A 26,479-nucleotide genomic window follows, 5' to 3' on the forward strand; every position below is an offset into this window, starting at 1 on the left:
CGGTCTGGTGGTCGACGGAGGCCGGCTCGCGATGATGGAACAGCTTGCCGATGCCACCGGCTTCCTTGGCGAGGTTGGCCATGTAGGTATCGGATTCGGCGCGGATGAAGTTGTCCGGGGTCACCACGGGGGCGCCGGGGACGGGCGTCGGGGCGGCGGCCGGGGCGGCGGCCGGTGCGGGTGCCGGGGCAGCGGGTGGGGTCGCCTGGTCGGCAGCGGGCGCCGACGCGGGAGCGGCTGCCGGCTCGGCGGGCGGGCGCTGGCAGGCGGTGAGCAGGATGCTGCAGATCAACAGCGACAACCCCGTGCGAAAGGGTTTGGCGGTCATGGCGCGAATCCTCGTCCAAGGAAGACCTCGGCAGCCTAGGACCCCGCCACCGGCGGCCGCATCGGAAAAACTACTGGTGGAGCGCGCACGGCCCTGCGCCGTTGTGTGGCGACTGGAAAGAAGGAGGCCCGCTTGCGCGGGCCTCCGGCGTTTCAGGGCGGGCCAGGCTCAGAACCGGGCTTCGACCCCCACCGTCACCAGGTCGGCCCGGTTCACCTCGGTGCCGTACTCGGAGTAGTTGTAGGAGCGGTAGTAGTAGGTGCTGCTGTAGAAGAAGCCGGTGTACATGAGGCTGAAGCTGAAGTGCCGCCCGGCATCCACGCCGATGCCCAGGCCTGCGTAGACGCCATCGAAACTACCGTCGTCGTCCTCGCCGTCCGGATCGGCGCTGAAATAGCCAAGGCGTGCGGCGGCGAACCACGGGCTGCGGCCGAAATTGAACCGGGCGTTCGCCCCTACCCCGCCGTAGTTCACCTTCGCGTAGCGGTACCAGGTGTCTTCGGCATCATTGAGCACGCCGCTGGTCAGCTCGACGCCCACCAGCACGTAAGGACCGGCCTGCCAGCGGTAGCCGGCACTGACCGCGAAGGCGTCCTGGTCCACGTCCTCATAGACCCAGCCCTGACCGGCCTGGGCGCCGACGAAGAAGCCGTCAAGATCGCGGTCCTGCCGGTGCAGCGGCTGGTAGGCCGGTGGCGGCGCGGTGATGGGCGTGGCGGGCTGCGCGGGCGCAGGCGCCGCATTGGGCGAGGCGGCCTGGGTGCCTTCGCGATACGACGTCCAGGCGGGCGAGACGGCCTGGGCATGGGCATGGAGCGCCACGGCGCCCAGCAGCAGCGGCAGGCAACGGATGAAACCAGATGGCATTGCGTATTTCCCCTGTGGATGAATGTCCACGCGCCGACCTGCGCGCAGGACTTGAAGACAGCCGGGACAGGCACGGCTGCCTGGGGAAGGTGTGGGGGAAGTTCCAGTTCGCGGGAAACGCGCACGCGAACGCGAGATACGACGTCCATGCCGTTTTCGAACGAAAGGGAACCTTGGCCTTCCTTGGTCGGCGCGAATCTTTTGTTGGCCGGTTTCGGGTGTCAAGCGCGATGGCGGTCTGGATCGGGGTTTCCGCCTTCGGCGTCGCGCATTTGTGCGTCGAACCACAATGCGGGGCGTGATCCAAGCGCGGCTGACAGTGGCGGCCCGTGGTTCACCGCCGGAAAAGCAAAAGCCCGCTTGCGCGGGCTTTTGGACTTGATGGTGCCGGAAACAGGAGTCGCAGACGCTCGAATCGCTGCATTTTCGGGAGTCCATGGGGGGACTCGCGACGTGCTGCCGACTGGTCCGAATCATCCTGAAAGACTTCGGAGAGGCAGGTTGCTGCTAAGACTGCGATTTCTCCGCCGGCCTCAGGAACAATGCGTTCAGGATCGGAATGAACACTGACAAAGAAAAGAAGAAAAACATGTTCCCAGTGAAAATTCCAACGCCGATGTACTTCAGAAGATTGATTGCCACCACGATCGCAAGAAGCGCGTTCAGCCCCCGCACAACTAGGGAAAACCATCCGCTCGATATCCACGCAGCAGAGATGACGGCCAAAGCCAAGGGCCCATAAACCGTAACCAGCACTCCGATGCCTGCTCGAGTCGTACTGACAGCCCAGATCAATCCCACTACCAGCGCGACAATGTTCCACAGGGGAAGAAGATCCAAGAATGTCGAGCGCTTTTTCTCTGGGGATGTCCGCGGACGCCCGGTTGCCCGTCGAGACGAAACATTTTTTTGCCGCGCCTCTTCAGAGATCGGCGCGATGGGACTACCACTGTTGTATGGATCGGTCACCGTCCCCCTCCTTGAGTAAATGGGCAGCAATTACGTCCACGCTGCCTCTGCAAGACGGCCAAGTGGCAATACATTTAGAAGACTCGAACCTTATCAGCTAAGCGACTGCGGCCAGCTCATCGAATTCCCAATTCCGAGATACGACTCACAAATTCCCGTGGCGCAATGCTTTCGACCGCGGGCTTCTGGCCTGACTCGCATTCCACATGAGTGGCTCCACATAATGGAAGCGGAGAATGCAATGAGGAACTGATCAGAACAAGGATGTATGCCAGGCCTATTGCTCTCGCCGGGTTAGCTGCATAAATGCCCAAGAAGCCCAGACCGCCAGCGCCAGCGACAACGGCACCCAAATGATCATTCCTAGCCCCATGAGCCACCAGATGCTCTGGGCATTGCTTGCGTAGATACCCATAGTGCCTTCAGGCGCTTCGCCGTGCATGACGAGCTGAGCGAGCTCCCAGTAGTGCCAAGGAAGGTAGGCCAGCGCGGAAAATATAATAGCTGCGAAGATCCATCTAAGTACGTTGACTATGTCCATCGGGCAAGAACCTTGATTGAGCCTGACAATCATTGCACGAAGGTGGAGCCCTCGCGCCAAAGGTCCGCCATGGGTCGAAAGCGGACTGTAGCGCGCTCGCTGCCTCAGCGCCCGCCAAGCAGTCAAGAGGCGACAACCTTGATCACATGACGGCCCCGGGCTCGAGGGACGGATTCAGCGACTCGGTGCGGGAAACAGGAGTCGAACCTGCGACCTACGCATTACGAATGCGCCTGGGTACCCCAGCCCTGCTCCGGCTATGCCGGGCCAGCCCGGACCGAGCCGGCGAATGCCGGGGACGAACCGTTTGCCGCTAACGAGCGCGACCCGAAGCCCTAGCCGGGTGGCACGGGGGCAATCAAGCCCCATCTAAGCCGATTGGCAGCCCGCAGCGTCAAGCCAACGCGCACCACTTAATAGTAGATGCGGACGACTCAACCACATGAGTTCCCCAGCACAAAATTCCAGCCACCTGCTTCACAAGTGACATAAACCAGCCAAACTGAAGTGCCCACGATTGTCCGCAATCATTAATGCACTACTCGCGATAAAGGACATTAACGAATTCACCTCTGACCAGCGCATCAACCTCATTCAGCGTGTCCACTTCCATTACGGAGTACGTCAACTCTACGCCGGGCTCCACTCCATTTTCCGATGCCGCGCTAAACGCGATAAGCTTTCAAATTCCAGCGAACACTAGCTGCGCCTTTTTACCGTTAAGCTCGAGATGACCATCTTCATTCAGATCCTGGTCTTCGATCGCAATCGACACAGCCAAATCCATCGCGACCCGGTCGTCGTCCGCTTTTACCAAATAGACGTTCTCTTGTATGAGGAAGGATTCTTGATCATCGACCTTAAAATAAAATATCGCATGGGCGCTATAGTACATATTCCCTCCAAGCATCATTATATTCGGCCGATTTGACGCCGAAATCAGGTGCTGCGGTTGCTTTGGGACGTCGGTTTCGATGACTTGCCGCGCAGCAGCCAAGGAAAAGTTGACCGGATGCGGTCTATGTACTTCTTGCCGCCCTTGAGTTCCATCTTTGCCCATGGCTCGAAATGGTCATCAAGCAGTGCCCGGAGCGTGCAGCTTTGGGGTTTCGACTTCGCAAGCGCGGGCAAGCTCGAATGAACGCATTCAGCAACTGCCAGCTTGGCTTGCTCGCGAAGCCTGTTCCAGCGTCACGTGCTCGACCGACCCCAAGGTCCTACGCTTGCCATGCGCCCAGGTGACGATCCAAGCCTTGGGCCCTGAGGCTGCACGCGCAGCAGCAGGCCACGCACCTGTGCGCCCCTGAGCTCATAGGGGCGATCCCTGGGTTCGCTGATGGCGACGATGCGCTTAGTGAGGACGGCTGTCATTGGGGCTTAAAGTCATAAGTGGCGCTGAAGCCAACTTAGGACGGCCCGCAGTCCAATGCCCGGACAAGGATCATCCGCATCCAAGTCGCGGGCCACGGAAGCCCCTGAAAGCAAAAGCCCGCTTGCGCGGGCTTTTGGACTTGATGGTGCCGGAAACAGGAGTCGAACCTGCGACCTACGCATTACGAATGCGCCGCTCTACCAACTGAGCTATTCCGGCGAGCCGCGAATTGTAGGTTCGATGCGGGCCTGCGGTCAATTCGGACCATGGCCGGGTCGAGGACCGCCAGCCGGTCCGGGCGCTCGCCTCCGCCCCTGTGCCGCCCAGCCGCCAGCGCGAGGGACGAGGCTCACGAGTCCTTCGGCCTCCCGTCAGGCGCCGTCTCCTCGACGGGCTGCCGCCAGAAGGCGGAACCACCCAGCCGAGTGCGCCCGAGGCAGTACATTGCGCTAGCTTCTCTCTGTCGTTGTGTTCCGCGCGGCCTGGACACGGCGAAAGGTCAGGCCGGAGTAATTCACGACGCCATCTTCATCCATGAAGCGGACGGTCTCACCCGTCGTTTCGGGTCCAAGGCCACCGGTGATCGCTTGGTCGGGCGAAGTCACGATCAAGGGGTACGTATAAGTCCCGGTGTTGTAGACCAATTGCATACGCGGCAGCCGGCCATCAACCATATCGAATTGCGCTGCCAGGATTTGCTCCGCTCCGGGAACCTGGTAGCCGAAATGCTCGTAACGGCCAAGGCGCGCCTTCCAGCTGGCGTCGAGCGGGTGCGGAGGAATGCGATAACCCGCCTGGTATTCACCGTCTTCCGCTGATTGGACAAACAGCACGTGGTAGGGCCCAACGTCGGCGAAGCGATACCGCTCGCCCGCGACGGGCTGCAAATGGTCGTGATCAGTTTGCACGTAGGGCTTGAAGCTGCCATCGGAGACGCTTTGCAATCGCAGCACGCCATCCGGCGTCTTCAACAGCAGGTCGTGGCCGTCACGCGTAATACTGGCAAACGTTCGTTTACGGGCATAGTCCCCGACATGCGAGTCGAGCACCTTCAATGGCAGCCTTGTCGGCACGGCATCCTGGCTGGGAGACGGAAGATGCGGGGCCGGCCGGATGTCTGCAGTCTTGAGCCCACCATCCTCCAGGACGCGGAACGCAAAATCGTTAGCCAGCACATTGCCTCCCACCGTGTTGACGAGAATGACCGCCGCTATCCGCTCCTGCGGAAGCAATAGCAGTGCCGCGTTCGCGAAACCCGTGCTGCCAGCGTGATACATGGCAAAGGCGTCGCCGGCCTGGAACATGAACCAGCCGAGGCCCTTCTTGTTGGTCTCCACGCGAATATCGGCATTCGACAGACGAAACATGGTTTGAACCGAGGCGGGATCGATGGGCAGCCCGGCGCTTCCCCGCCAAGCTTCCATCATCGCGATCGCATAGCGCGCCATGTCGCTTACGTCGGAATACATTCCCCCCGCCGGCTGGTCACGCAACTCCAAAGGCGGGGTGCGGCGGCCATCTTGATAATAGAGCTGGGTCCTGGGCGGCAGCGCCGAGTCGGTGACGAAACCGGAGCGCGCCATCCCCAGCGGTTCCATGATACGGGCCCTCACATAATCCGGGTATGCCTGCCCGCTGACATTGCGGATGACATTGCCGAGGACGCTGTAGCCGATATTGGAATACAGCCCGATGGTCTGCGGCCAGGCGGCGAGCTGTGTTTCGTTCAACAGGCCGACCACACTGGTGTAGTCGCCGGTCTCCAAGCCGGTGTTCTTGAATACATCCGATGGCAAGCCAGAGGTGTGGTTCATGATCGATCGCACGGTGACCTGCGCCAGGTCAGCGCCGCGAGCCCCGATATGCAGTTCGGGGACATACGCAGCAATCGGCTGATCGATGTCGATTTGACCTTGTGCATGCAACTGCATCAGCGCGAGTGCGGTGAAAGTCTTGGTCACCGAGCCGATGCCTACAATCGTGTCCGCTGTCATCGGCAACCCGCGCTCCCGGTCGGCGAGGCCGAAACCTTCTGCCCATGCCAGCTTCCCATCCCTGACCAGTGCGGCGCTGACGCCGGTGAGCTTGTGGTCGGCGATGCCTTTTCGGATCAGTGCGCGATACCGCTCGATCTGGGTATTCGGGGCAGGATTCCCGGCAAGGCCCCTGCTGCACGCAAGAGCCGCCAAGGCACTCGCAATGGTTCCACCGACGAACGTGCGACGCCGCATGATTCTCTCCAAATCACCAGATGCCTGACATGATTGAAACCGTAAACCCGCTACGCCCCGTCGCTTCCCATCACAGACAGCCTCCGATGTAGCGGATCGCTTCCGCGGACCCAGAGTAGAAGCGCGTCACCCGATCAGCACGTCGATACCTCGTCCACATCGGAAACAGCGACGGCATCACCTGGTGCCCCCACCAACGAAACGAATAACGCGTCGTATCCCCGCTGATCGCAATCGGCCGCCGAGCGATACGAACGGATGACGATGGTCGCCGTGCCTGTCAGTTTCCTGGCACCAGACGAGAGATCCTTCCTCTGCGCAGGCGGCAGCAGCGCGCTGATGGCCTCATCGGTGTTCCGGATCCATAACTTACGGACAGGCCCCGTCGCGACCTCATGGGGCAGCACGCGCCGGCTATCGGCGTCAGGCTTGAACATCACCCGGCTCACTCCCGCCAATCCCTCGCCTCCCGGCTCGCGAATCAGTTCGAACCTCCCGGTGATCTGTGCGCTCCCGGAGAATCGCGTCTCGTTGGGCGCGATGAAGACCGAGCGCTTAAGCGGCGATGGCGCGGCGGAGGTAAAGCGCGCCTCTTGCGACTGGGCCGAGAGGGATCCGGAAACAAGCGAGAACAGCACCCACAGGTACGCGAACCGCCTCATCCTTCCGCCTCCATGCCCGGACTGGCATCAAGCTTGGCATATCCGCAGACGCCACGCGCGGGGGCGCGTCGACTAGTCCTGCTTCGGCTTCGGCTTCGAATACCACAGCGCATTGACGATCACCCAGCGCCCGTCGAAATTCCCCATGTGGAAGAAGTCCACGAACCAGGTCGTCTCCGCGCGCACCGCCGCCACGTTGCCGGCGACATCCAGCACCGTGCACGAGCGATTCCATGCTTCCTTCGGCGTCTTCAACGCGCCCTGCCGGGTCAGCTCGACCAGTTCCTCCCTGCTCATCCGGCGCAGCCCAAGGCGCTCGTCCGGCGTGTCGCCCAGCACGCGCCGCTTGGCAAGGTCGGGATGCAGCGAACGCGCGACGCGCGCCGGGTCGCCCTCCAGCTGCCCATCGACATAGTCGAAACACGTCGCCTCGATCGCCGCGCGCGTCGCTTCATCACCGCCGGCCGGAGGGGCGGCGGCGAGGCTGGACGCGGCGAGAAACATCATCCCCATCATGGACATCGACAACTCCTGCGCCTTGGCCCGACGGCCGGTGGCTGACGTTAGCAGAGGACCGGCCTGTCGATTCCCCGACCATCCATCCGTCGCCTCCATGAGCCGCCACCCCGGCGGCACCCATCGGAGAATCCCCATGCGCGTCATGGTGTTCGCAAAGACCATCGAAGGGCTGGACATGAGCGCCCCGCCCGCGGCCGAGGCGTTTGCCGCCATGGACCGCTTCACCGAAGAACTGGTGCAGGCCGGCATCCTGGTCGCCGCCGCCGGCCTGAAGAATGGCCCGCTGGCCAAGCGCGTCACCTTCGAGGGCGAGCGCTGCACCGTCGTGGACGGCCCGTTCGCCGAAACCCGCGAGCTCATCGCCGGCTTCTCGATCTGGGAGGTCAAGGACATGGACGAGGCACTGGCCTGGGCGCGGCGCTCGCCCCATCCCCTGCCCGGCCGCAGCGAGTTGGAAATCCGTCCGTTCTACGAGGCCGAGGACCTGGCCGAGTTCCTGACGCCAGAAGAGCTCGCCGCGCCGCCCCACGAGGGCCTGCGCGGCAAGCTGGGCGTGGCCTGACGCCGGGTCAGGGCGCCGGGCGGATCGCCAAGGCCACCGCCTCGGTGTAGGAGATCCGCAGCAGGTCGCCCCGCTTCACGTTGGGCAGGCGCGCGCGCAGGTCTTCGCGCTCCACGGCGATGATCTGCGTATTGCCGCGCGGCCCCTTCAGGGCGATCGTGTTGGCGACCGGATCCACCGCCACTACCTCGGTCACCACGCTGACGGTGCGCGACATCGCGCCGCCCGGCCGGCTGCCGGGCGCGGCCACCGAGCCGCCCTGCGAGGAACTCACGCCTACCGGGGCGCTGCCGGCCGGCTGGAGTTCCAGCGCCACGGCCTCTTCGTAGTCCAGCGCCACCTTGTCACCCACCTTGAGCTGGTTGAAGTTGCGCACCGCATCACTGGCCACGAATTCCAGCACCGCGCCGTCGCGGCCGTTGATCGTCACCGTCCGGGTGGCCTTGTCGACCGCCGCGATGGTGCCCTCCAGGGTCACGCTGTTGGCGCCGGCGGTAAACGGACCGGTGCTGGCCGGCGCCGTGGGAGCGGCGGAATCGGCTGCGGGCGTACTGCTGCAGGCGGCCATGGCCAGCGCGATGGCCAGGCCGGTGAGGGTGGACGAGAGGGGAAACGAGCGCATGGTGATCTCCTGAACGACCCGGGAGGGGTCCAGGAGCTATTGCAGCAAGCCATGCGCACCGGCGCGCCCGTGCAACTACTGGGCAGGCCTCAGAAAATCTACTGGTAGCCCCCGCGGGCCACCACGGCGGCTCAGTCCAGCGCCTCTTCCAGGAACCGCGCCAGCGCGGCCCGCACCCGGGGGGTCATCCGCACCCCGTGGCCGTTCATGCCCTTGCGTACCTCGCACAGCAGCGCGACCTCGTCTTCGGTCAGGCGCTGGCAGGCATACATCTGGTCGCAGATCCGCAGCAGCTCGGGCATGTACTCGCCCATCGCCAGCCGAAAGAACTCGACCTCGTCCACTTCCAGGGCCCGGGCCATCTGCGGGATGCGGGCCAGGGGCATCTTGGTCTGCCCCTGCTTGATCATGGACAACACGCTGGACCGGGGGAACCCGGCCTCGGCGGAAATCTCCAGCTGGGTCTTGCTGCTTCTCTCGATCGCCGCCGTGATGAAGGCAGCCACCTTGCTTTTGCCGAATTCGGACATCGATTCCCCGCGTACAGCGCCCCGGAAAACTATACCATCGACTTCCGTCACAACACGCGTCATGGCGCTTGCTGCCCATAGGGGGCTGAGGCACCATGCCGATGCACTGCATGTTAGCGCTCACATACCATGGCCCGATCCACTCCCCTGTCCACCAACATCCTGGGTGACTTCGCCCGGGCGCACGGCTTCACCCATGGTGAGGAAGTGAGCTGGTTCGCGGCCGCGGACCTGCTTGAGCACCTGCGCGTCAACCGCCACGTGGATCTCGGCGAACGGGAAAGCTACCTGGGGGAGCATCCGCAGCTGGGCACCATCGCCCTGTCGATGTCCAGCATCACCGCCTGCTGGGTGTTCGCCTACGAGGCGCTGGGCGCGCGCCTGCAGCCGTATCGGGATGCAGCGGGGGAATACTTTCAGTCGTGATGGATTTATCAGTCAGTGCTGAATAAACTTTCAGTCATGACTGACATTATGATTTTCGATGAAGCGTACCTGTGAGTTGTGCCGCAACTTCTGCTCCCAACTTCTGGAACTGCGCCTGCGTGAGGGTGGCCACCTGCTGGGCATGATCGGCCCGTGCTGCCTGCAGCGGGCCTCTGAACGCATGGACCGCCTGGCCGAACGCCACCCCGACCGTCTGCGCGGACCGATGTGCATGGCCGAGTTCCGCGAGCTCACCCGCCCGCTGCGCCCGCGCTCGCACCAGCCCTTCGGCCGGCCGCGGCGCGAGGACACCGGGCAGGACGGCTAACCGACGGCCTGCAGCGGCATCGCGTCCAGTGGCGTGCGGGCGAGCTGACCCGCCTCCACCGGCCGGCCCAGCAGGTACCCCTGGTAGACATCGCAGCCCAGCCGGCGCAGGTGTTCGCGCTGCCCGGCGGTCTCCACGCCTTCTGCCACCACGCGCAGGTTGAGCGTCTTGCCCAGGGCGACGATGGACGCCACGATCGCGGCGTCTTCCGGGTTGCTCTCCAGCTCGCGGATGAAGGCGCGGTCGATCTTCAGCTCGGTGGCAGGCAGGCGCTTGAGGTACAGCAGGCTCGAATAACCGGTGCCGAAGTCGTCGATGGCGATATGCACCCCCATCAGCGTCAGCTGGTCGAGGATGTCCAGGCTGGTCTCGGCATCACGCATCGCGGTGGTTTCGGTGATCTCCAGCGTCAGGCAGGACGCCTCCAGGCGGTGGCGGACGAGCACGTCGCGCACCATGCCCACCAGCGTCGGCGAGGAAAACTGCAGCGGCGAAAGGTTCACCGCCACGCTAGGCACCGCCCGCCCCTCGTCCTGCCAGGCACGCATCTGCCGGCACGCCTCCTCCAGCACCCATTCGCCCAGCGCGATGATCAGCCCGCTGCGCTCGGCCAGCGGAATGAACGACGCCGGCGAGAGCAAGCCCAACTCGGGATGCTGCCAGCGCAGCAGCGCCTCCACGCCGGCCAGGTGGTAATCCGGCGCGGCGAACTTGGGCTGGTAGTGCAGCACCAGCTCGTTGCGCTCGATGGCGCGGCGCAAGTCGGTCAACACCTTGAGCTGCTTGTGGGCGCTGACATTCATCGACGGCGCGAAGAAGGTGTAGCCGTTCCGGCCGTTGTCCTTGGTGTGGTACATGGCCGCGTCGGCATGCGCCATGAGGTCGCGCTCGCGCCTGCCGTCGGACGGATACACGGCGATGCCGATGCTCGCGGTGACCTGCAGCTCGACGCCCTGCACATGGATCGGCGCCACCAGCGAATCGATGATGCGCTGGGCGATGACGGCGGCATCCTCCGGGTCGGTGGTCGGCACGACCAGCACGAACTCGTCGCCGCCCAGCCGCGAAAGCGTGTCCTGGCTGCGCAGCAGCGCGCGCACCCGCCCGGCCACTTCCGCCAGCAGGGCATCGCCGGCCTGGTGGCCGAAGGCATCGTTGATGCGCTTGAAGCCATCCAGGTCCATGAACATCACCGCGAAGCGTTCCTGCTTGCGGTGCGCCTTCTCGATCGCCTGCTCGATGCGGTCCTGCAGCAGCACGCGATTGGGCAGGCGGGTGAGCGGGTCGTGCAGCGCGGCTTGCATCAGCTCTTCGTTGGCCTGGGCCAGCGAGTTGGCCAGTTGGTGCGTGCGCAGGTGCATCTGCCGGTCGAGCACCGAAACGATCAGCGCGATGCCCATGATCGCCACGGTGACCACCACCACCAGGATCGCCAGCCAGTCGGCCGGCACGCCGCCCTCGCGCGCCGCGCCGCACCAGCTGCCTTCGGGAAAGCGCGCCGCCGCCATGCCGGTGTAATGCATGCCGGTGATCGCCACGCCCATCACCGAGGCCGCCAGCAGGCGCAGGCCGTGCCGGCGATGGCCGCGTCGCAGCTGGAAGGCGATCCACAGCGCCGCGCCGGAAGCCCCGATGGCGATGAGCACGGAAGCGCCGAACCACCACGGGTCGTAGTCGATGCCCGGCTGCATGCGCAGCGCGTTCATGCCGGTGTAGTGCATCAGCGCGATGCCCGCGCCCATCAGCACCGCGCCCAGCAGCAACAGCCGCGTCGGCAGTTCCGGCCGTGATACCAGCCAGAGCGCGAACGCCGACGAGGCGATCGCCATGGCCATCGAATAGAGCGTGATGAACAGGTCGTAGCCCAGCGGGATGGGCAGGTTGAAGGCGAGCATGCCGACGAAGTGCATCGACCAGATGCCCAGCCCCATCGCCAGTGCGCCACCGGCCAACCACCAGCGCGCGGCCGCACCTTCGGTGGTGGCCACGCGGCCGGCCATGTCCAGCGCCGTATAGGACGCCAGCACGGCGACCAGCAGCGAGAAGAACACCAGGACTTCGTTGTAGGTACCGGCCATGCGCATTGCCACAGCCCGTGGGGAGGGCTATCGCAGCGGATATCGGCCGCGCGGGCCGGAACTTGACCGGACCGCAAGCATCACTGACGACAACGCGCCGCGATTGTCCCGAAACAAGCCCTAAAGATTCCACATTCAGCGTCGATTCCAAAAATGACGCATCGATGCCTCATACTCGCGCCGTTTTTTCGCCCGGCACAAGAATCGTGAGGGCTATCACATGGAGTTCGTGTTGTGCAGCCAGCGACTGTCGAAAAAGTAGTCAGTGCCATGGGGGATGGCGAGCGCATCGGGATCGATGCCGCCCTCGTCAACGCCGAATTCGAACGCACCGTGGCGCGCACGCCGGGCATCTCGATGCTGCTGCTGGCCACCGCCGACGGACGGGCGGTCGCCGATTGGTCCACGCTCAAGGCCGATCCCCGCCGCCTGGCGGCCATGACCAACTCACTGCTCACCCTCAGCGAAACCGTGGTGCGCGAGCTGGGGCTGGCCTCGGCCGACAACGCCACCATCGCCACCCGCCAGGGCAACATGGTGCTGATCCGCCTCGAACACGCACGCCCCCTGACGCTGGCGGCGATGGGCAGCCCCGACACCAACACCGGCACCCTGCTGTTCGCCGCGCGCGATTGCGCCGTCCGGCTGGCGCAGCTGCTGCATCCCTGACTTTCCCGTTCGTCTGCCACTGACGGCGCGTGCCGGCGGTGGCGCTTCCCTACCCCACGAAAAAGGCAGCAACAATGGCTAAGTTCGAACTCAATGCACTGGACCAGATCGCCGGCTTCGTCGGCGCGGCGCTGGTCGATGGCGACAGCGGCATGGCGATGGCGACCATCGGCGGCAACCAGGTCGACCTGGACGTCGCCGCGGCCGGCAACAGCGACGTGGTGCGCGCCAAGCGCCGGGTTGCCAGCCAGCTCTCGCTGGACGACACCATCGAGGACATCCTGATCACGCTGGGCCGGCAGTACCACCTGATCCGCCCGCTCGAATCGAACGCCTCGCTGTTCCTGTACGTCGTGCTGGATCGCGCGCGCGCCAACCTGGCGATGGCGCGCCACGAGCTGAAGGCCTTCGAGAAGACCCTGGATTTCAGCTGATCCCACGGCTGCATCACCGGTTGCCGGGTGGCGCGCGTCGCCACGCGGCGGCCGGTACGCGATCCTACGAGGCGTCACCCCCGTGAATACCCCCCTCACCTCGCGCCTGCAGCTGGCCATCGCCGGCCTGGACCTGGTGTCGTCCACGCGACTGAAAGTCGCCTGCTCGCTATTGATGGCCGACCGGCTGGAAATCAGCGTGGTGGACTGGCGCACCGCGCCCCAGGCCGCGCTCGTGGCCCACGACGGCAGCGACGAAGGCCAGCAGGCGATCACCGCCGCGCGCACGCATGGCACGCCGTGGCTGGCGATCAGCCGCCACCCCGGCGCGGGCGACCTGGCGCATGGCGCCAGCGTGCGCGACATCGTCGATGCGGTGCGCCGCCTGCTGATGTCGCCCCGACAGGCGCCGGCGCCCGACGCCGCCGCGTTGCCCGCGTTGCCGCCGTTCCTCGAAGCAATCCGCCTGGATCGCGCCGGGCCGGATTACCTGCTGCTGGAAAACGGCCTGCTGCGGCTCGTCGCCGATCGCCCGGAGGGCCGCCTGCACCTGCTGCGGCGCATGTCGCTGTCGCAGGTGGTCGCGGCGGCGAACGCGGCGTACTGGCGGGTCACCCCGCTCGATGCCGCGCAATGGCAGGACGTGCATGCCCCCGAAGTGGTCGAGGCGTGGCCCTTGGAGGTGGTGTGGTGGCGCGCCGCGCGGCAGCTGGATCCGTCCCTGCTGCAGGCCGACGAAGGCCGCCTCGGCCTGGCCGCCTGGCCGGACCTGGAACCGGCCTCCACCGACCCGCAATGGCTGCCCCGTGCTCGCCCACCTGCAGCGGCGAGACTGGTCGCCGGCGGCGCTGGCCGCGGCCACCGGCATTCCGCGCGCCAGCGTGGCGCAGGTCGCCGCGCTCGTGCGCCTGAGCGGACTGGCCCGGCTTGGGGGGAGCACGCCGGCGGCCCCGGCGCCGCGTCCATCCTTCGCGCCGGAACAGATGCGTTCTTTCCTGCGCGTGGCCAAGCGCTTCGGATTGAGATTGATGGGAGTCACGCATGGATAGATTCGGCAACAAGCTGGTGTTCGTCGGCAACATGGGGGCCGGCAAGTCCACCGCCATCCGCGCGATCTCCGACACCGAACCGGTCAGCACCGACATGCCGATGAGCGAGGCGGTCGCCGGCGGCAAGACCACCACCACCGTCGCGCTGGACTACAGCTCGGTGGAGCTGGAGGGCGGCGAACTGCTGCACCTGTACGGCGTACCGGGCCAGCGCTACCTGGATTTCATGTGGCCGATGGTCTGCGAGGGCGCCATCGGCATCATCGCGATGGTCAAGGCCGGCGACGTCGAGCCGGTGGACGAGATCGCCTCGCTGCTGCGCGAGTTCGCGCGGCTGGCGCCGGAGGCCAGCTTCGTGGTCGGCGTGAGCCATGCCGACCTGACGCCCGGCTTCGAGCTGGTGCGCTTCCGTGATGCGCTGGCACAGCGCGGCTTCAACCTGCCGGTACTGAAGGTCGATGCGCGCGAGCCGCTGCAGGTCGATTTCCTGATCAAGGCGCTACTCTCGTGCCGGCACGCCGGCAGCCAGCTGTTGGCGGAGGCCTGACGCGCCCCCGGAGGGGGGCGCGATCCGGCATCAATCGCGGGCGAGGGCTGCGGCGAAGCGCTGTTCCATGTCGATGTAAGCATCGTCGGCGACATCGTAGACCACCTTGGCGATGGTGCCGCCGGTGAACGCGAACTGCGGTGCATAGGCGCTGGACACCGCATCGCCGCTGTCGCGCCCCACGCACAGCCCTTCGCCACAGATCGCGTAATGGCCGCTCTGTGTACGGAATGCGGCTTCGGCCGCCACATGCTCGTCCACGTACAGCTTCATGGGACCGAGCCCCTCCTGGTATTCGCCCGCCGACTCGCGTTTGAATTCCACGCCCACGACGTGCCGCCCGACCGGCACCGCCGTCTTGAGCACCTGCTCCTCGATGCCCAGGAAGTTGTAGACGAAAGTCAGCTGCCTGTCCTTGACGAACATCGTGTACCCCCCGAAGCGCGAGCCCTGCGCGAAGATCACGCCCTGCGCGCCGGCTCCGAACTCGACGTCGGCCAGGATCTTGAAGGAGGTGCCCAGTGTTCGCGCGGCCGAGGCTTCGGGCACCTCGGTGGTGTCGGGGTAGTAGACGTACCGTCCAGTCGCTGGCGGCCTGACCTTGTATTCCAGCTCACGGAACGCAAATAGCCCCAGGTCGTTGAGCGGCAGGACATCGTTCCTCTTCGCCTCCTCCATCCACAACGCCACCAGTTCCTTCACCTTCTGCGGGTGCTCGGCGGCCAGGTCGCGGGACTCCGAGCGGTCCTCATCGACATGGAAAAGCTGCCACGGCTCTTCCTCGAAATGCCCGGTATCCACGAACGGCGCGTGTTCCGTGGCAGCCTTCCAGCCTTGATGCCAGATGCCACGCGTGGCGAGCATTTCGTAGTACTGCGTCTGCTTGGTGGTCGGCGCACCGGCGTCATCGAACGAATAGCGCATCGAGACCCCCGCCAGGGGACGCTGCTTCACGCCGTCCACCACGTCCGGCATCCGCACGCCACAGCACTCCAGGATGGTCGGCACGATATCCACGCAGTGATGGTATTGGTGGCGGATTTCCCCCTTGGCCTTGATCCCGGCGGGCCAATGGATCACCAGCGGATCGCAGGTGCCGCCGGCGTAGCTGGAATAACGCTTGAACATGCGATAGGGCGTGGAGAAGGCCACCGCCCAGCCCGTCGGATAGTGGTTGTAGGTGTCCGGCGAGCCCAGCTTGTCGAACATCGCCAGGTTCTGCTTGATGTCGTCCGGATAGCTGTTGAAGAAGCGGTTTTCGTTGACCGATCCGCTGGGGCTGCCCTCCCCGGAGGCGCCGTTGTCGGCGCAATAGATCACCAGGGTGTTGTCGAGCTGCCCCGACTCTTCCAGGTAATCGATGATCCGGCCCACCTGTGCATCGGTGTACTCCGAATAGCCGGCGAAGACCTCGGCCATGCGCGAGAACAGCCGCTTCTCCTCATCCGAGAGCGTGTTCCATGGCCGCACCAGGTCGCCCTGCGGGCACTTGCCTTCGCTCATCGGATTGATCGGTGTCAGCACGGTGCCTTCCGGCAGGATCCCGCGCTCGACCATCCGCTTCAGCACCCACTCGCGATAGGCCTCGTAACCGTCGTCGAACTGGCCCTTGTATTTGTCGATGTAGTCCTGCGGCGCATGATGCGGGGCGTGGTTGGCACCCGGGCAGAACCACATGTACCACGGCTTTTCCGGCTGTGATTGGCGGGAGTCGCGGATGTAGGAGATGGCCTTGTCGGCCAGGTCTTTCGACAGGTGATAGCCCGCGTCCGGCGAGTACGGCTGCTCCACGAAGTGATTGTCTTCGATCAGCTCCGGATACCACTGGTTGGTCTCTCCGCCGATGAAGCCGTAAAAGCGGTCATAACCCAGGCCCAGCGGCCAGCGCTTCTTGCTCGACCCCATGTCGAATGCATCGACCGGCACATTGTGGTTTTTGCCGATCCAGAACGTGCTCCAGCCGGCATCACGCAACACCGAAGCCAGCGTCGCGTTCTCCAGGGGAATGTGACCCGAGTAGCCCGGAAAGCCGATGGCCGACTCGGCGATGGTGCCGAAGCCATTGGCGTGGTGGTTACGGCCGGTGAGGAAGCACGAGCGCGTGGGCGAGCACACCGCCGTGGTGTGCCACTGGCTGTAGACCAGGCCATCGCGCGCGAGCCGGTCCAACGTGGGCATCTGCACCCGGCCACCGTAAGGCGACCAGGTGGCCTGGCCGGTGTCGTCGTAAAGGATCACCAGGACATTGGGGGCGCCCGCCGGGGCCTTGGGAGACAGGAAGCTGTCCCAATCCGCTTTGGCGTCGCGCACATCCAGCGCGATGCTGCCTTTGAATTCAGCCGACATGACCTGCTCCGGACGAGGGAAAACGTCCGGTATTGCAGCAAAGCCTGGTGCGGATTTCGCCCGTGCAACTACTGGCTGCGGTACAGAAAAACTACTGGCCGCCGCCTTGCGCCTAGCTGACCAGCCGCAGCCGCAGTTCCTTCGGCAGCGCGAACACCATCGACTCCGGCTCGCCGTCCAGCTCGGACACATTGCCCGCGCCCAGCTCGCGCAGCCGCGCGATCACGCCATCGACCAGCACCTGCGGCGCCGAAGCGCCCGCGCTCAGGCCGATGCGCTGCTTGCCGGCGACCCACGCCGGGTCGATCTCGTCGGCGTCGTCGATCAGGTAGGACTCCACGCCCTCGCGCCGCGCCAGTTCGCTGAGGCGGTTGGAGTTGGAGCTGTTCGGCGAACCGACCACCAACACCAGGTCGCACTCGCGCGCGAGGTCGCGCACGGCGTCTTGGCGATTCTGCGTGGCGTAGCAGATGTCGTCGTTCTTCGGGCCCTGCATGGCCGGGTAGCGCGCGCGCAGGGCGTCGATGATGCCGCGGGTGTCATCCACCGACAGCGTGGTCTGGGTGGTGTAGGCCAGGTTCTGCGGCTGGGCGATGTCCAGCTTCTCCACGTCGTCGATGTCCTCGACGAGATAGATGCGCCCCACGCCCGCCTCGCGGTTCCATTGCCCCATCGTGCCTTCGACTTCCGGGTGGCCGGCATGGCCGATCAGCACCACGTCGCGGCCGGCGCGGCAATGCCGCGCCACTTCCAGGTGGACCTTGGTGACCAGCGGGCAGGTGGCGTCGAACACCTTCAGCGCGCGGCGCTCGGCTTCGCGGCGCACCGCCTGGGACACGCCATGGGCGCTGAAGATCACCGTGGCGCCGTCCGGCACCTCGTCCAGTTCCTCGACGAAGATCGCGCCGCGCTGCTTGAGGTCATCGACCACGAAGCGGTTGTGCACCACTTCGTGGCGCACGTAGATCGGCGCGCCGAGCGTTTCGATGGCGCGCTTGACGATCTCGATGGCGCGGTCGACGCCGGCGCAGAAACCGCGGGGATTGGCGAGCAGGACTTCCATGTACCGATTATCCCGCTTTTTGCTTCGACTTGCCGTCCATGATGCCGAACAGGGCGATGCCCACGGCGCCGACGACGATCGCCGAATCGGCGATGTTGAACGCCGGCCAGATGTGGTCGCCGACGTACCAGAGGATGAAATCGACCACGTGGCCGTGGATCTGCCGGTCGATCACGTTGCCGATCGCCCCGCCGACGACCAGGGCGAACGGCAGCGCCGAGCGCCAGTCCGCGCGCGCGGTGCGCGAGAGCCAGAACGCCATCAGCGCGCTGATGCCCACTGCCAGCGCGGTGAACAGCCAGATCTGCCAGCCACCGGCGTCACTGAGGAAGCTGAACGCGGCGCCCGTGTTGTAGGTGCGGCACCAGTCCCAGAACCCCGGGATCACCGGGATGCGGGTGCAGCGGCCGGTCAGCGCGTCGACGTCCGGCAGGCTGCTCAGCACCCAGGCCTTGCTCAGCTGGTCCAGGCCGATCACCACCACCGACAGCAGCAGCCAGATCAACGCGTTGGGTTTGGGACGAGGGGTCATGCGCAGGAGTGCCCTTGGAATTCGGTGGTGAAGCCGGCCCCGGCGCGGCGCGCCAGGGGTCGGCGGATGACGGCCGGTCAGAACCAGCGGCGGTCCTCGCCCGGACCTTCGACGTTGCTGGCGCAGCGGCCGCACAGTTCCGGGTGGCGCGGATCGACGCCGACGTCGGCGCGGTGGTGCCAGCATCGCACGCACTTGGTCTTGGTGGTCGGCGCGGCGCTGACGTAGATGTCGTCGGTGCTGGCCGGAGTCACGCTGACGTCGCCGCTGATGAAGAAGAAACGCAGCTCATCGGCCAGCGGCTGCCAGCGCGCGGCGCTGACGGCATCGGCGGCCACGGTGATTTCCGCTTCCAGCGCCGCGCCGATCGCGCCGTTGGCACGCATCGGTTCGAGCACCTTGGCTACCTGCTCGCGCAGGGCCAGCAGCTTGTCGAAATCGGCGGCGTTGAGCGGCGCGTCCACCGGCAGCGGGGCCAGGCCTTCGTACCAGGTGGCGAACAGCACGTTCTCCTCGCGCGTGCCCGGCAGGTAGCCCCACAGCTCTTCGGCGGTGAAGCTCAGCACCGGGGCGATCCAGCGCACGAACGCCTCGGCGACATGGAACATCGCCGTCTGCGCCGAACGCCGGCCGCGCGAGTCCTCGCCCATCGTGTACAGGCGGTCCTTGGTGACGTCCAGGTACAGCGAGCCGAGGTCCACGCTGCAGAAGTTCAGCAGCGCCTGCACGATGGCGGCGAAGTCGTAGCGCTCGTAGGCGGCCTTGATCTGCTCCTGCAGTTCGAAGGCGCGGTGCACGATCCAGCGATCCAGCGCGACCATCTCGGCCAGCGGCACGCTGTGCGCGGCCGGGTCGAAGCCATGCAGGTTGCCGAGCAGGAAGCGCGCGGTGTTGCGCAGGCGGCGATAGGCATCGGCGTTGCGCTTGAGGATCTCCTGCGACAGCGACATCTCGTTGCTGTAGTCGGCCGAGGCGATCCACAGGCGCAGGATGTCCGCGCCCAGCGTCTTCATGATGTCCTGCGGCTCGATGCCGTTGCCCAGCGACTTGGACATCTTGCGGCCGTGCTCGTCCACGGTGAAACCGTGGGTGAGGCATTGCTTGTACGGCGCCTGGCGCTCCAGCGCCACGCCGGTGAGCAGCGAGGACTGGAACCAGCCGCGGTGCTGGTCCGAGCCTTCCAGGTACAGGTCCGCCGGCCACGGCAGGCCGCGCTCGCGCAGCACCGCCTCGTGGGTGACGCCCGAATCGAACCAGACGTCGAGGATGTCGGTGATCTTGTCGTACTGCGGCGCTTCCTCGCCGAGCAGCTCGGCGGCGTCCAGCGAATACCACACGTCCACGCCGCCCTGCTCCACGCGGTCGGCGACCTGGCGCATCAGCTCGGTGCTGCGCGGATGCGGCTCGCCGGTTTCGCGGTGCACGAACAGCGCGATCGGCACGCCCCAGGTGCGCTGGCGCGAGATCGTCCAGTCCGGGCGGCCCTCGACCATGCCGGCGATGCGCGCCTGGCCCCAGCCGGGATACCAGGTCACCTGCTCGATGGCCTTGAGCGCGTCGGAACGCAGGTTCGCCTGGTCCATCGAGATGAACCACTGCGGCGTGGCGCGGAACGCGATCGGCGTTTTGTGGCGCCAGCAGTGCGGGTAGCTGTGGGTGAGCTTGAAGGTCGCCAGCAGCGTGCCGTTGGCGCGCAGCGCCTCGACGATCACGTCGTTGGCCTTCCAGATGTGCAGGCCGGCCAGCACGATGTCGCCGAACGGCGGCGTCGAAGGCAGGTACACGCCACGGCCATCGACCGGGTTGATCTGCGCGGCGCTGTAGCGATCCAGCAGGCCGTACTGCTTGGAGACCTGGTAGTCCTCCTGGCCGTGGCCCGGCGCGGTGTGCACGGCGCCGGTGCCGTCCTCGGCCGAGACGTGGTCGCCCAGCAGCAGCGGGATGTCGCGCTCGGCATAGAACGGATGCGCCAGCAGCAGGCCGTCCAGCGCCTGGCCGGCCACGCGGCCGTGCACTACCGGCTCGCCGGCCACGCCGTAGCGCGAGAGCGCCTTGCCCACCAGCGCGTCGGCCAGCACCAGCCAGCGCGGCTGGCCGTTGTGCGCCGGGCCTTCGACCAGGGCGTATTCCAGCTCCGGGCCGATGCTCACCGCCAGCGAGGCCGGCAGCGTCCACGGGGTGGTGGTCCAGATCGGCACCGCGACTTCCACGCCTGCCGGCAGCTGCACGCCGAAGCGCGCGGCCAGCGCCTGCGCGTCGCGCGCGGCATAGGCCACGTCCACCGCCGGCGATTCCTTGTCGGCGTATTCGATCTCGGCCTCGGCCAGCGCCGAGCCGCAGTCGAAGCACCAGTGCACCGGCTTCACGCCGCGGCTCAGGTGGCCGTTGTCGACGATCTTCGCCAGCGCGCGGATTTCGTTCGCCTCGAAGTGGAAGTCCAGCGTCTTGTACGGGTTGTCCCAATCGCCGATCACGCCCAGGCGCTTGAAATCGCGGCGCTGCAGGTCGATCTGCTCGCGCGCGTACTCGCGGCACTTCTGGCGGAATTCGACCGCGTCGAGCTTCACCCCGACCTTGCCGAACTTCTTCTCGATGGCGATCTCGATCGGCAGGCCGTGGCAATCCCAGCCCGGGATGTACGGCGCATCGAAGCCGGCCAGGTGCTTGGACTTGACGATGATGTCCTTGAGGATCTTGTTGACCGCGTGACCCAGGTGGATCTGGCCGTTGGCATACGGCGGGCCGTCGTGCAGCACGAAGGTCGGGCGGCCGGCGGCGTGCGCGCGCAGCTTGGCGTACAGGCCCTCTTCCTCCCAGCGCGCCAGGATCGAAGGCTCGCGCTTGGGCAGGTCGCCGCGCATCGGGAATTCCGTCGCCGGCAGTTGGAGGGTGGCTTTGTAGTCCTGGCTCACGCGGTGGCTCGCAGTCGTTGTTCGGAAAGGATGCGACGCGCCTGCTCGGCGTCGCGATGCATTTGCGCGGTCAGCGCGGGGAGGCCGTCGAACTTCTCTTCGTCGCGCAGCTTGGCGACGAATTCGACCTCGATGTGGCGGCCGTACAGGTCGCCGTGGTAATCGAACAGGTGCGCTTCCAGCAGCGGCTCCACGCCGGCCACCGTCGGCCGGGTGCCGAAGCTGGACACCGACGGCCACGGCTGGTCGAACACGCCGTGCACCCACGTCGCATAGATGCCCGACAGCGCCGGGGTATGCGGGAAACGCAGGTTGGCGGTCGGGAAACCGAGCGTGCGGCCGAGCTGCTTGCCGCGCACGACGCGGCCGTCGATCGCGTACGGGCGGCCGAGCAGCTCGCCGGCATGGTCGAAATTGCCGGCGCGCAGCAGCTCGCGGATGCGCGTGCTGGAGATGCGCTCGCCATGCAGGTCGACCGGGGCGATTTCGCCGGCGGTGAATCCGTGCTCGGCGCCCATGCGCTGCAGCAGGGCGATATCCCCGCCGCGCTTGTGGCCGAAGCGGAATTCCGGGCCGATCCACACTTCACGCGCACGCAGGCGCCCGACCAGGCAGCGCAGGACGAAATCCTCGGCGCTGAGCGCCGACAGCTTGCCGTCGAAACGCACCAGGCCCACGCCCTCGGCGCCCAGGCCGCGCAGCTGCTCGACCTTGGTGCGCGCCAGCGTCAGCCGCGGCGGCGGGTTGTGGGGGGCGAAGAACTCGCGCGGCAGCGGCTCGAAGCTCACTGCCACGGCCGGCACGCCATGGACCTGCGCACGCGCCACGGCGTGGCGCACCAGCGCACGGTGACCCAGGTGCAGGCCATCGAAGGCGCCGATGCAGACCACGCTTCCGTCCGGGTACAGCGTCCCGCCTTCGACGTCTCTGAATAGCCTGCTCATTCCGTTCGCGGATCCGGCCCGCCGGGGGCCGCCAAAGTCTTCATGGGGATTGGGAAGTATAGCCGGGCGGTGGCTTATCAATGCTCGCGCAGGTCCCGCGGGCGGAAGCCCAGGGCCAGCAGCACCGACACGTATACCCCGCCGCCACCGCACACCAGGCAGGCCAGCCAGCCGGCCCGCTCCCACTTGGCCATCTCGGTGAACGAAGGCAGCCACCACAGCAGGGCCAGCAGCAGCGCCACCATCGCCCCGCACGCGACCGACAGCCGGCCCACGTACGCCCCCCACCCCGGCTTGCGCTGGTATACCCCGCTGCGGTGCAGCCAGTACCAGAGCAGGCCCAGGTTGAGGTAGCTCGACAGCGCGCTGGCGATGCCCAGCGCCAGGTGCAGGCCAGGCTGCTTGCCCACCGCCTCCATCACGCCCAGCGCGCGCAGTTCTGGCGGCACCATCACCTGGTAGAGGACGGCCAGGAACACGAAGTTCAGCACCATGTTGGCGACCAGCGCGGCCACGCCCGCGCGCACCGGCGTGCGGGTGTCCTGGCGGGCGTAGAACGCCGGCAGCACGACCTTGAGCAGGGCAAACGCCGGCAAGCCGAAGCTCAGCCCGTAGACCGACAGGGCGGTCATGCGGGTATCGAACGCACTGAAGGCGCCGTGCTGGAATAGCGTGGCGATCAACGGCTCGGCCAGCAGCACCAGGCCGAACATGGCCGGCACGGAGATCAGCAGGGTCGTGCGCAGGCCCCAGTCGAGCGCGCCGGAGAAGCCTTCGCCGTCGGTCTTGACGTGGTGCCGGGCGAGCGCCGGCAGGATCACCGTGCCCAGCGCCACGCCGAACACGCCCAGCGGCAGCTCCAGGAAGCGGTCGGCCAGCGACAGCCAGGACTGCGAGCCATCGCTCAGGCGCGAGGCGATCACGGTGTCCAGCAGCAGGTTGATCTGCGCCACCGAGGAGCCGAACAGCGTCGGCACCATCAGCGTCAGCACCTTGCGCACGCCGGGGTGGCGCCAGCCCCAACTCGGCAGCGTCAGCAGGTTGATGCCGCGCAGCGCCGGCAGCTGGAACAGCAGCTGCAGCACGCCGGCCGCCAGCACCGCCCAGCCCAGCGCGAGGATCTGCTGTTCCGGCTGGCTGCCCAGCCGCGGCGCCAGCCACACCGCGCCGGCGATCATGCACAGGTTGAGGATGACCGGGGTCAGCGCCGGCATCGCGAAGCGCTGGAAGCTGTTGAGCGCGCCGCCCGCCAGGGCGGTCAGCGAGACGAACAGCAGGAAGGGGAACGTCAGCCGGAACAGGTCGACCAGCAGGCCCTGCTTGGCCGGGTCGCTGCCGGCGCCGCTGCCGAACAGCCACGCCAGCTGCGGCGCGAACAGCAGGCCCAGCGCGGTGATCACCAGCAGCGCCCCGCCGAGCGTGCCCGACACCCGCGCCATCAGCTCGCGCAGGTCCGCGTGCGGGCGGGTTTCCTTCACCTCGGTGAAGACCGGCACGAAGGCGGTGGCGAAAGAACCTTCCGCGAATAGCCGGCGCAGGAAATTCGGCACCCGGAACGCGACCCAGAAGGCGTCGGTCATGGCGTTGGCGCCGAAGTGGGTGGAGATGACCTGGTCGCGGACCAGGCCCAGCACCCGGGAAACCATCGTCATGCTGCTGAACGACAGCAGCCCCCTCAACATGCGGGGTTTGCTCACCGGGCATCCCCCTTGACAACCGACTTGACGTAGATGTTTGAGACGATCATAATTTCGCGCTTGCTTTTTCCACTACACCGATTTTTCAGGAAACCACCACCGTGGCCAATATCAAGTCCGCCAAGAAGCGCGCCAAGCAGACCGTCGTGCGCAACTCGCGCAATACGGCTCAGCGTTCGATGCTGCGCACCGCCGTCAAGAAGGTGATCAAGGCCCTTGACGCCAACGATGCCGCCGGCGCCGAAGCCGCTTTCGCCGTCGCCCAGCCGATCCTCGACCGTTTCAGCTCGCGCGGTCTGATCCACAAGAACAAGGCCGCTCGCCACAAGAGCCGCCTGACCGCCCGCATCAAGGCCCTCAAGGCCGCCTGATCCGGCAATCACGCCGGGGGCCTGGCCCTCAGCGTCATGCAAAAACCCGGCCTTGGCCGGGTTTTTTGTTGCCTGCGAGGGGACGCCGGCGAAGAAGGGCGCCAGCGGCGCGCAGGCCAAACCCGCGCGCAACCACGCACGGGATGCATCCGCCACGCCCGTGCCGGGCTCAGGACGCATTGGCGGCCTGCTCGGCGGCCTCCTCGCGCTGGCGGTCGAAGAACGCCATCACGTCCTTCATGATCGGCCAGGTGCCCTCGCGGCCCAGCGCCGAGACCAGGTACCACGGGCCGGTCCAGCCCAGCTCGGCGATGACCTGCTCGGCGGCCGTGCGGGCCTCGTCCTCGAACATCAGGTCGGCCTTGTTGAGCACCAGCCAGCGCGGCTTGGCCAGCAGTTCGGGATCGTGGCGCTCCAGCTCGCGCTCGAGCAGGCGCACCTGCTCGGCCGGCGAAACGCCCTCCACCCCGCCTTCCATCGGCGAGACATCCACCAGGTGCAGCAGCAGACGGGTGCGCTGCAGGTGGCGCAGGAACTGCGCGCCCAGGCCGGCGCCCTCGGCCGCGCCCTCGATCAGGCCCGGGATGTCGGCGATGACGAAGCTGCGGTGCGCCTCGACGCTGACCACGCCCAGGTTCGGATAGAGCGTGGTGAACGGATAGTCGGCCACCTTCGGCGTCGCGGCGGACACCGCGCGGATGAAGGTGCTCTTGCCGGCGTTCGGGAAGCCCAGCAGGCCGACGTCGGCCAGCAGCTTGAGCTCGAGCTTCAGCAGGCGCTGCTCGCCCTCCTCGCCCGGCAGCGCCTGGCGCGGCGAGCGGTTGGTCGAGCTCTTGAAATGCATGTTGCCCAGGCCGCCCTTGCCGCCTTTGGCGACCAGCAGGCGATCGCCATGCCGGGTCATGTCGCCGATCACCTCGTCGGTGTCGACATTCATCACCACGGTGCCGACCGGCACGGTGATGACGCGATCCTCGCCGCCCTTGCCGTACATCTGCCGGCCCATGCCGTTCTCGCCGCGCTGCGCCTTGAAGATGCGCTCGTGGCGGAAGTCGACCAGCGTGTTGAGGTTTTCATCGGCCTGCAGCCAGACGCTGCCGCCGTTGCCACCGTCACCGCCGTCCGGCCCGCCGAGCGGGATGAACTTCTCGCGCCGGAAGCCGACGCAGCCATTGCCGCCATTGCCGGCGATCACCTGGATTTCTGCTTCGTCTACGAGTTTCATGGGATACGGGACTGGATTCGGGAGTTGGAACGCCGCCCCCATCGGGGCCGGCGGATGCGGGGGGAGATTATCAATCCCCGGTGCGGGCGCAGTCGCACCCTAGAAACAAAAGCCCCGCCGGAGCGGGGCTTGTTGTCAGCGGAGCCGGGCAGGCTCCGTCACAGGCTGGATCAGCCCTGGACGACGCTGACGGTACGACGCTTGTTCGGGCCCTTGACCGAGAACTCAACGGTGCCGTCGACCAGCGCGAACAGCGTGTGGTCGCGACCCAGGCCGACGCCGGCGCCCGGATGGAACTGGGTGCCGCGCTGACGCACGATGATGTTGCCGGCATCGATGGCCTGGCCACCGAAAATCTTGACGCCGAGATACTTCGGGTTGGAATCGCGACCGTTGCGCGAGGAGCCTACGCCCTTTTTATGTGCCATGACGGATTCTCCTTTGGCTTAGCCGGCGATGCCGGTGATTTCGATTTCGGTGAAGTGCTGGCGGTGGCCCTGGCGCTTCATGTGGTGCTTGCGGCGACGGAACTTGATGATGCGCACCTTGTCCGCGCGGCCGTGCGAGACGACCTTGGCGGTGACCGAGGCGCCCTTCAGGGCGTCGCCGATCTTGATGCCGTCGCTGTCGCCGAGCATCAGGATGTTGTCGAACT

The 26,479-nt window shown here is 66.2% G+C and carries 28 protein-coding genes, 1 tRNA gene and 1 pseudogene; 9 read left to right on the plus strand and 21 right to left on the minus strand.

The genetic code is table 11. The annotated features are described in order from the left end of the window. Together ARC20_RS18620 and ARC20_RS18245 are read right to left on the minus strand one after the other, a co-directional pair. Positions 1 to 328: pseudogene (locus ARC20_RS18620) on the minus strand (hypothetical protein); the annotation flags it as partial. Positions 329 to 496: 168 nt separating this feature from the next. After that, positions 497 to 1,195, minus strand: a complete 699-nt coding sequence (locus ARC20_RS18245) for an outer membrane beta-barrel protein (protein WP_057646145.1) — start codon at positions 1,193 to 1,195, stop codon at positions 497 to 499. Between ARC20_RS18245 and ARC20_RS18250 the strand changes: the two genes are divergently transcribed. Continuing rightward, complete coding sequence (locus ARC20_RS18250) at positions 1,189 to 1,497, plus strand: hypothetical protein (protein WP_146165839.1); 309 nt, start codon at positions 1,189 to 1,191, stop codon at positions 1,495 to 1,497. The genes ARC20_RS18245 and ARC20_RS18250 overlap by 7 nt on opposite strands. A gap of 205 nt (positions 1,498 to 1,702) precedes the next feature. On the opposite strand, the gene ARC20_RS18255 is transcribed toward ARC20_RS18250, so the two are convergent. The 7 genes from ARC20_RS18255 to ARC20_RS07455 form a co-directional block, all read right to left on the minus strand. Beyond that, the gene (locus ARC20_RS18255) at positions 1,703 to 2,164 is read right to left on the minus strand and encodes a hypothetical protein (protein WP_146165838.1); all 462 of its coding nucleotides are present in this window, start codon (positions 2,162 to 2,164) and stop codon (positions 1,703 to 1,705) included. A 277-nt stretch (positions 2,165 to 2,441) separates the two neighbouring features. Continuing rightward, positions 2,442 to 2,705, minus strand: a complete 264-nt coding sequence (locus tag ARC20_RS07425; RefSeq protein ID WP_057646146.1) for a hypothetical protein — start codon at positions 2,703 to 2,705, stop codon at positions 2,442 to 2,444. 682 nt (positions 2,706 to 3,387) lie between these two features. Beyond that, positions 3,388 to 3,765: a DUF4288 domain-containing protein gene (locus tag ARC20_RS18755; RefSeq protein ID WP_237642529.1), complete on the minus strand. Its 378-nt coding sequence runs from the start codon at positions 3,763 to 3,765 to the stop codon at positions 3,388 to 3,390. Between the two features lie 455 nt (positions 3,766 to 4,220). Next, positions 4,221 to 4,296 (minus strand) — tRNA-Thr (locus ARC20_RS07440). 230 nt (positions 4,297 to 4,526) lie between these two features. Next, entirely contained in the window at positions 4,527 to 6,308 is a 1,782-nt protein-coding gene (locus ARC20_RS07445) for a serine hydrolase domain-containing protein (protein WP_057646148.1), read from the minus strand. Positions 6,309 to 6,442: 134 nt separating this feature from the next. Then, positions 6,443 to 6,970 carry a hypothetical protein gene (locus ARC20_RS07450; protein ID WP_057646149.1) on the minus strand — a complete coding sequence of 176 codons (528 nt, stop codon included), beginning with the start codon at positions 6,968 to 6,970 and terminating at the stop codon, positions 6,443 to 6,445. Between the two features lie 72 nt (positions 6,971 to 7,042). Further along, a complete protein-coding gene (locus tag ARC20_RS07455) occupies positions 7,043 to 7,477 on the minus strand; it encodes a nuclear transport factor 2 family protein (protein ID WP_425478491.1) in 435 nt (144 codons plus the stop codon). Between the two features lie 187 nt (positions 7,478 to 7,664). Between ARC20_RS07455 and ARC20_RS07460 the strand changes: the two genes are divergently transcribed. Continuing rightward, on the plus strand, positions 7,665 to 8,051 hold the full coding sequence (locus ARC20_RS07460; protein ID WP_237642530.1) for a YciI family protein: 387 nt from the start codon (positions 7,665 to 7,667) through the stop codon (positions 8,049 to 8,051). A 7-nt stretch (positions 8,052 to 8,058) separates the two neighbouring features. Here ARC20_RS07460 and ARC20_RS07465 read toward each other — a convergent pair whose 3' ends face one another. Continuing rightward, the gene (locus tag ARC20_RS07465; RefSeq protein ID WP_057646152.1) at positions 8,059 to 8,673 is read right to left on the minus strand and encodes a hypothetical protein; all 615 of its coding nucleotides are present in this window, start codon (positions 8,671 to 8,673) and stop codon (positions 8,059 to 8,061) included. Positions 8,674 to 8,804: 131 nt separating this feature from the next. Then, positions 8,805 to 9,203 carry a helix-turn-helix transcriptional regulator gene (locus tag ARC20_RS07470; protein ID WP_057646153.1) on the minus strand — a complete coding sequence of 133 codons (399 nt, stop codon included), beginning with the start codon at positions 9,201 to 9,203 and terminating at the stop codon, positions 8,805 to 8,807. A 129-nt stretch (positions 9,204 to 9,332) separates the two neighbouring features. On the opposite strand from ARC20_RS07470, the gene ARC20_RS07475 reads away from it, so the two are divergent. Beyond that, positions 9,333 to 9,629: a hypothetical protein gene (locus tag ARC20_RS07475; RefSeq protein WP_057646154.1), complete on the plus strand. Its 297-nt coding sequence runs from the start codon at positions 9,333 to 9,335 to the stop codon at positions 9,627 to 9,629. A gap of 58 nt (positions 9,630 to 9,687) precedes the next feature. After that, positions 9,688 to 9,957, plus strand: a complete 270-nt coding sequence (locus ARC20_RS07480; RefSeq protein ID WP_057646155.1) for a hypothetical protein — start codon at positions 9,688 to 9,690, stop codon at positions 9,955 to 9,957. Here the strand turns inward: ARC20_RS07480 and ARC20_RS07485 are convergent. Further along, positions 9,954 to 12,035 carry a putative bifunctional diguanylate cyclase/phosphodiesterase gene (locus tag ARC20_RS07485; protein WP_057646169.1) on the minus strand — a complete coding sequence of 694 codons (2,082 nt, stop codon included), beginning with the start codon at positions 12,033 to 12,035 and terminating at the stop codon, positions 9,954 to 9,956. The genes ARC20_RS07480 and ARC20_RS07485 overlap by 4 nt on opposite strands. Positions 12,036 to 12,269: 234 nt before the next feature. Here ARC20_RS07485 and ARC20_RS07490 point away from each other — a divergent pair, with 234 nt between their 5' ends. The 4 genes from ARC20_RS07490 (at position 12,270) to ARC20_RS07505 (ending at position 14,734) form a co-directional block, all read left to right on the plus strand. Next, the gene (locus tag ARC20_RS07490; RefSeq protein WP_237642531.1) at positions 12,270 to 12,704 is read left to right on the plus strand and encodes a roadblock/LC7 domain-containing protein; all 435 of its coding nucleotides are present in this window, start codon (positions 12,270 to 12,272) and stop codon (positions 12,702 to 12,704) included. A 74-nt stretch (positions 12,705 to 12,778) separates the two neighbouring features. Continuing rightward, a complete protein-coding gene (locus tag ARC20_RS07495; protein WP_057646157.1) occupies positions 12,779 to 13,138 on the plus strand; it encodes a roadblock/LC7 domain-containing protein in 360 nt (119 codons plus the stop codon). Between the two features lie 82 nt (positions 13,139 to 13,220). Then, positions 13,221 to 14,291: a hypothetical protein gene (locus ARC20_RS18260; RefSeq protein WP_146165837.1), complete on the plus strand. Its 1,071-nt coding sequence runs from the start codon at positions 13,221 to 13,223 to the stop codon at positions 14,289 to 14,291. Next, entirely contained in the window at positions 14,180 to 14,734 is a 555-nt protein-coding gene (locus ARC20_RS07505; protein WP_057646159.1) for a GTP-binding protein, read from the plus strand. The genes ARC20_RS18260 and ARC20_RS07505 overlap by 112 nt, the downstream gene beginning before the upstream one ends. Before the next feature lie 30 nt (positions 14,735 to 14,764). On the opposite strand, the gene ARC20_RS07510 is transcribed toward ARC20_RS07505, so the two are convergent. The 6 genes from ARC20_RS07510 to murJ form a co-directional block, all read right to left on the minus strand. Continuing rightward, positions 14,765 to 17,080 carry an arylsulfatase gene (locus tag ARC20_RS07510; RefSeq protein ID WP_057646160.1) on the minus strand — a complete coding sequence of 772 codons (2,316 nt, stop codon included), beginning with the start codon at positions 17,078 to 17,080 and terminating at the stop codon, positions 14,765 to 14,767. 112 nt (positions 17,081 to 17,192) lie between these two features. Next, a complete protein-coding gene (gene ispH, locus ARC20_RS07515; RefSeq protein ID WP_057646161.1) occupies positions 17,193 to 18,143 on the minus strand; it encodes a 4-hydroxy-3-methylbut-2-enyl diphosphate reductase in 951 nt (316 codons plus the stop codon). Between the two features lie 7 nt (positions 18,144 to 18,150). After that, complete coding sequence (gene lspA, locus ARC20_RS07520) at positions 18,151 to 18,675, minus strand: signal peptidase II (RefSeq protein WP_057646162.1); 525 nt, start codon at positions 18,673 to 18,675, stop codon at positions 18,151 to 18,153. Between the two features lie 77 nt (positions 18,676 to 18,752). After that, a complete protein-coding gene (ileS, locus tag ARC20_RS07525; protein ID WP_057646163.1) occupies positions 18,753 to 21,587 on the minus strand; it encodes an isoleucine--tRNA ligase in 2,835 nt (944 codons plus the stop codon). Beyond that, entirely contained in the window at positions 21,584 to 22,531 is a 948-nt protein-coding gene (locus tag ARC20_RS07530; protein ID WP_057646164.1) for a bifunctional riboflavin kinase/FAD synthetase, read from the minus strand. Before ARC20_RS07530 ends, ileS begins: the two co-directional genes overlap by 4 nt. Positions 22,532 to 22,608: 77 nt before the next feature. Further along, positions 22,609 to 24,213, minus strand: coding sequence for a murein biosynthesis integral membrane protein MurJ (gene murJ, locus ARC20_RS07535; RefSeq protein ID WP_057646165.1), 1,605 nt, complete (start codon positions 24,211 to 24,213; stop codon positions 22,609 to 22,611). 116 nt (positions 24,214 to 24,329) lie between these two features. Between murJ and rpsT the strand changes: the two genes are divergently transcribed. Beyond that, entirely contained in the window at positions 24,330 to 24,599 is a 270-nt protein-coding gene (rpsT, locus tag ARC20_RS07540; RefSeq protein ID WP_057646166.1) for a 30S ribosomal protein S20, read from the plus strand. A 169-nt stretch (positions 24,600 to 24,768) separates the two neighbouring features. Here rpsT and obgE read toward each other — a convergent pair whose 3' ends face one another. The 3 genes from obgE to rplU all read right to left on the minus strand — a co-directional run. Beyond that, complete coding sequence (gene obgE, locus ARC20_RS07545) at positions 24,769 to 25,824, minus strand: GTPase ObgE (RefSeq protein ID WP_057646167.1); 1,056 nt, start codon at positions 25,822 to 25,824, stop codon at positions 24,769 to 24,771. Positions 25,825 to 25,994: 170 nt separating this feature from the next. Next, positions 25,995 to 26,252, minus strand: coding sequence for a 50S ribosomal protein L27 (gene rpmA, locus ARC20_RS07550; RefSeq protein WP_057646168.1), 258 nt, complete (start codon positions 26,250 to 26,252; stop codon positions 25,995 to 25,997). Between the two features lie 18 nt (positions 26,253 to 26,270). After that, on the minus strand, positions 26,271 to 26,479 hold a 209-nt coding region (gene rplU, locus ARC20_RS07555), incomplete at its 5' end, for a 50S ribosomal protein L21 (protein ID WP_081418084.1).

The organism is Stenotrophomonas panacihumi, from assembly GCF_001431645.1.
GTDB lineage: Bacteria > Pseudomonadota > Gammaproteobacteria > Xanthomonadales > Xanthomonadaceae > Stenotrophomonas_A > Stenotrophomonas_A panacihumi.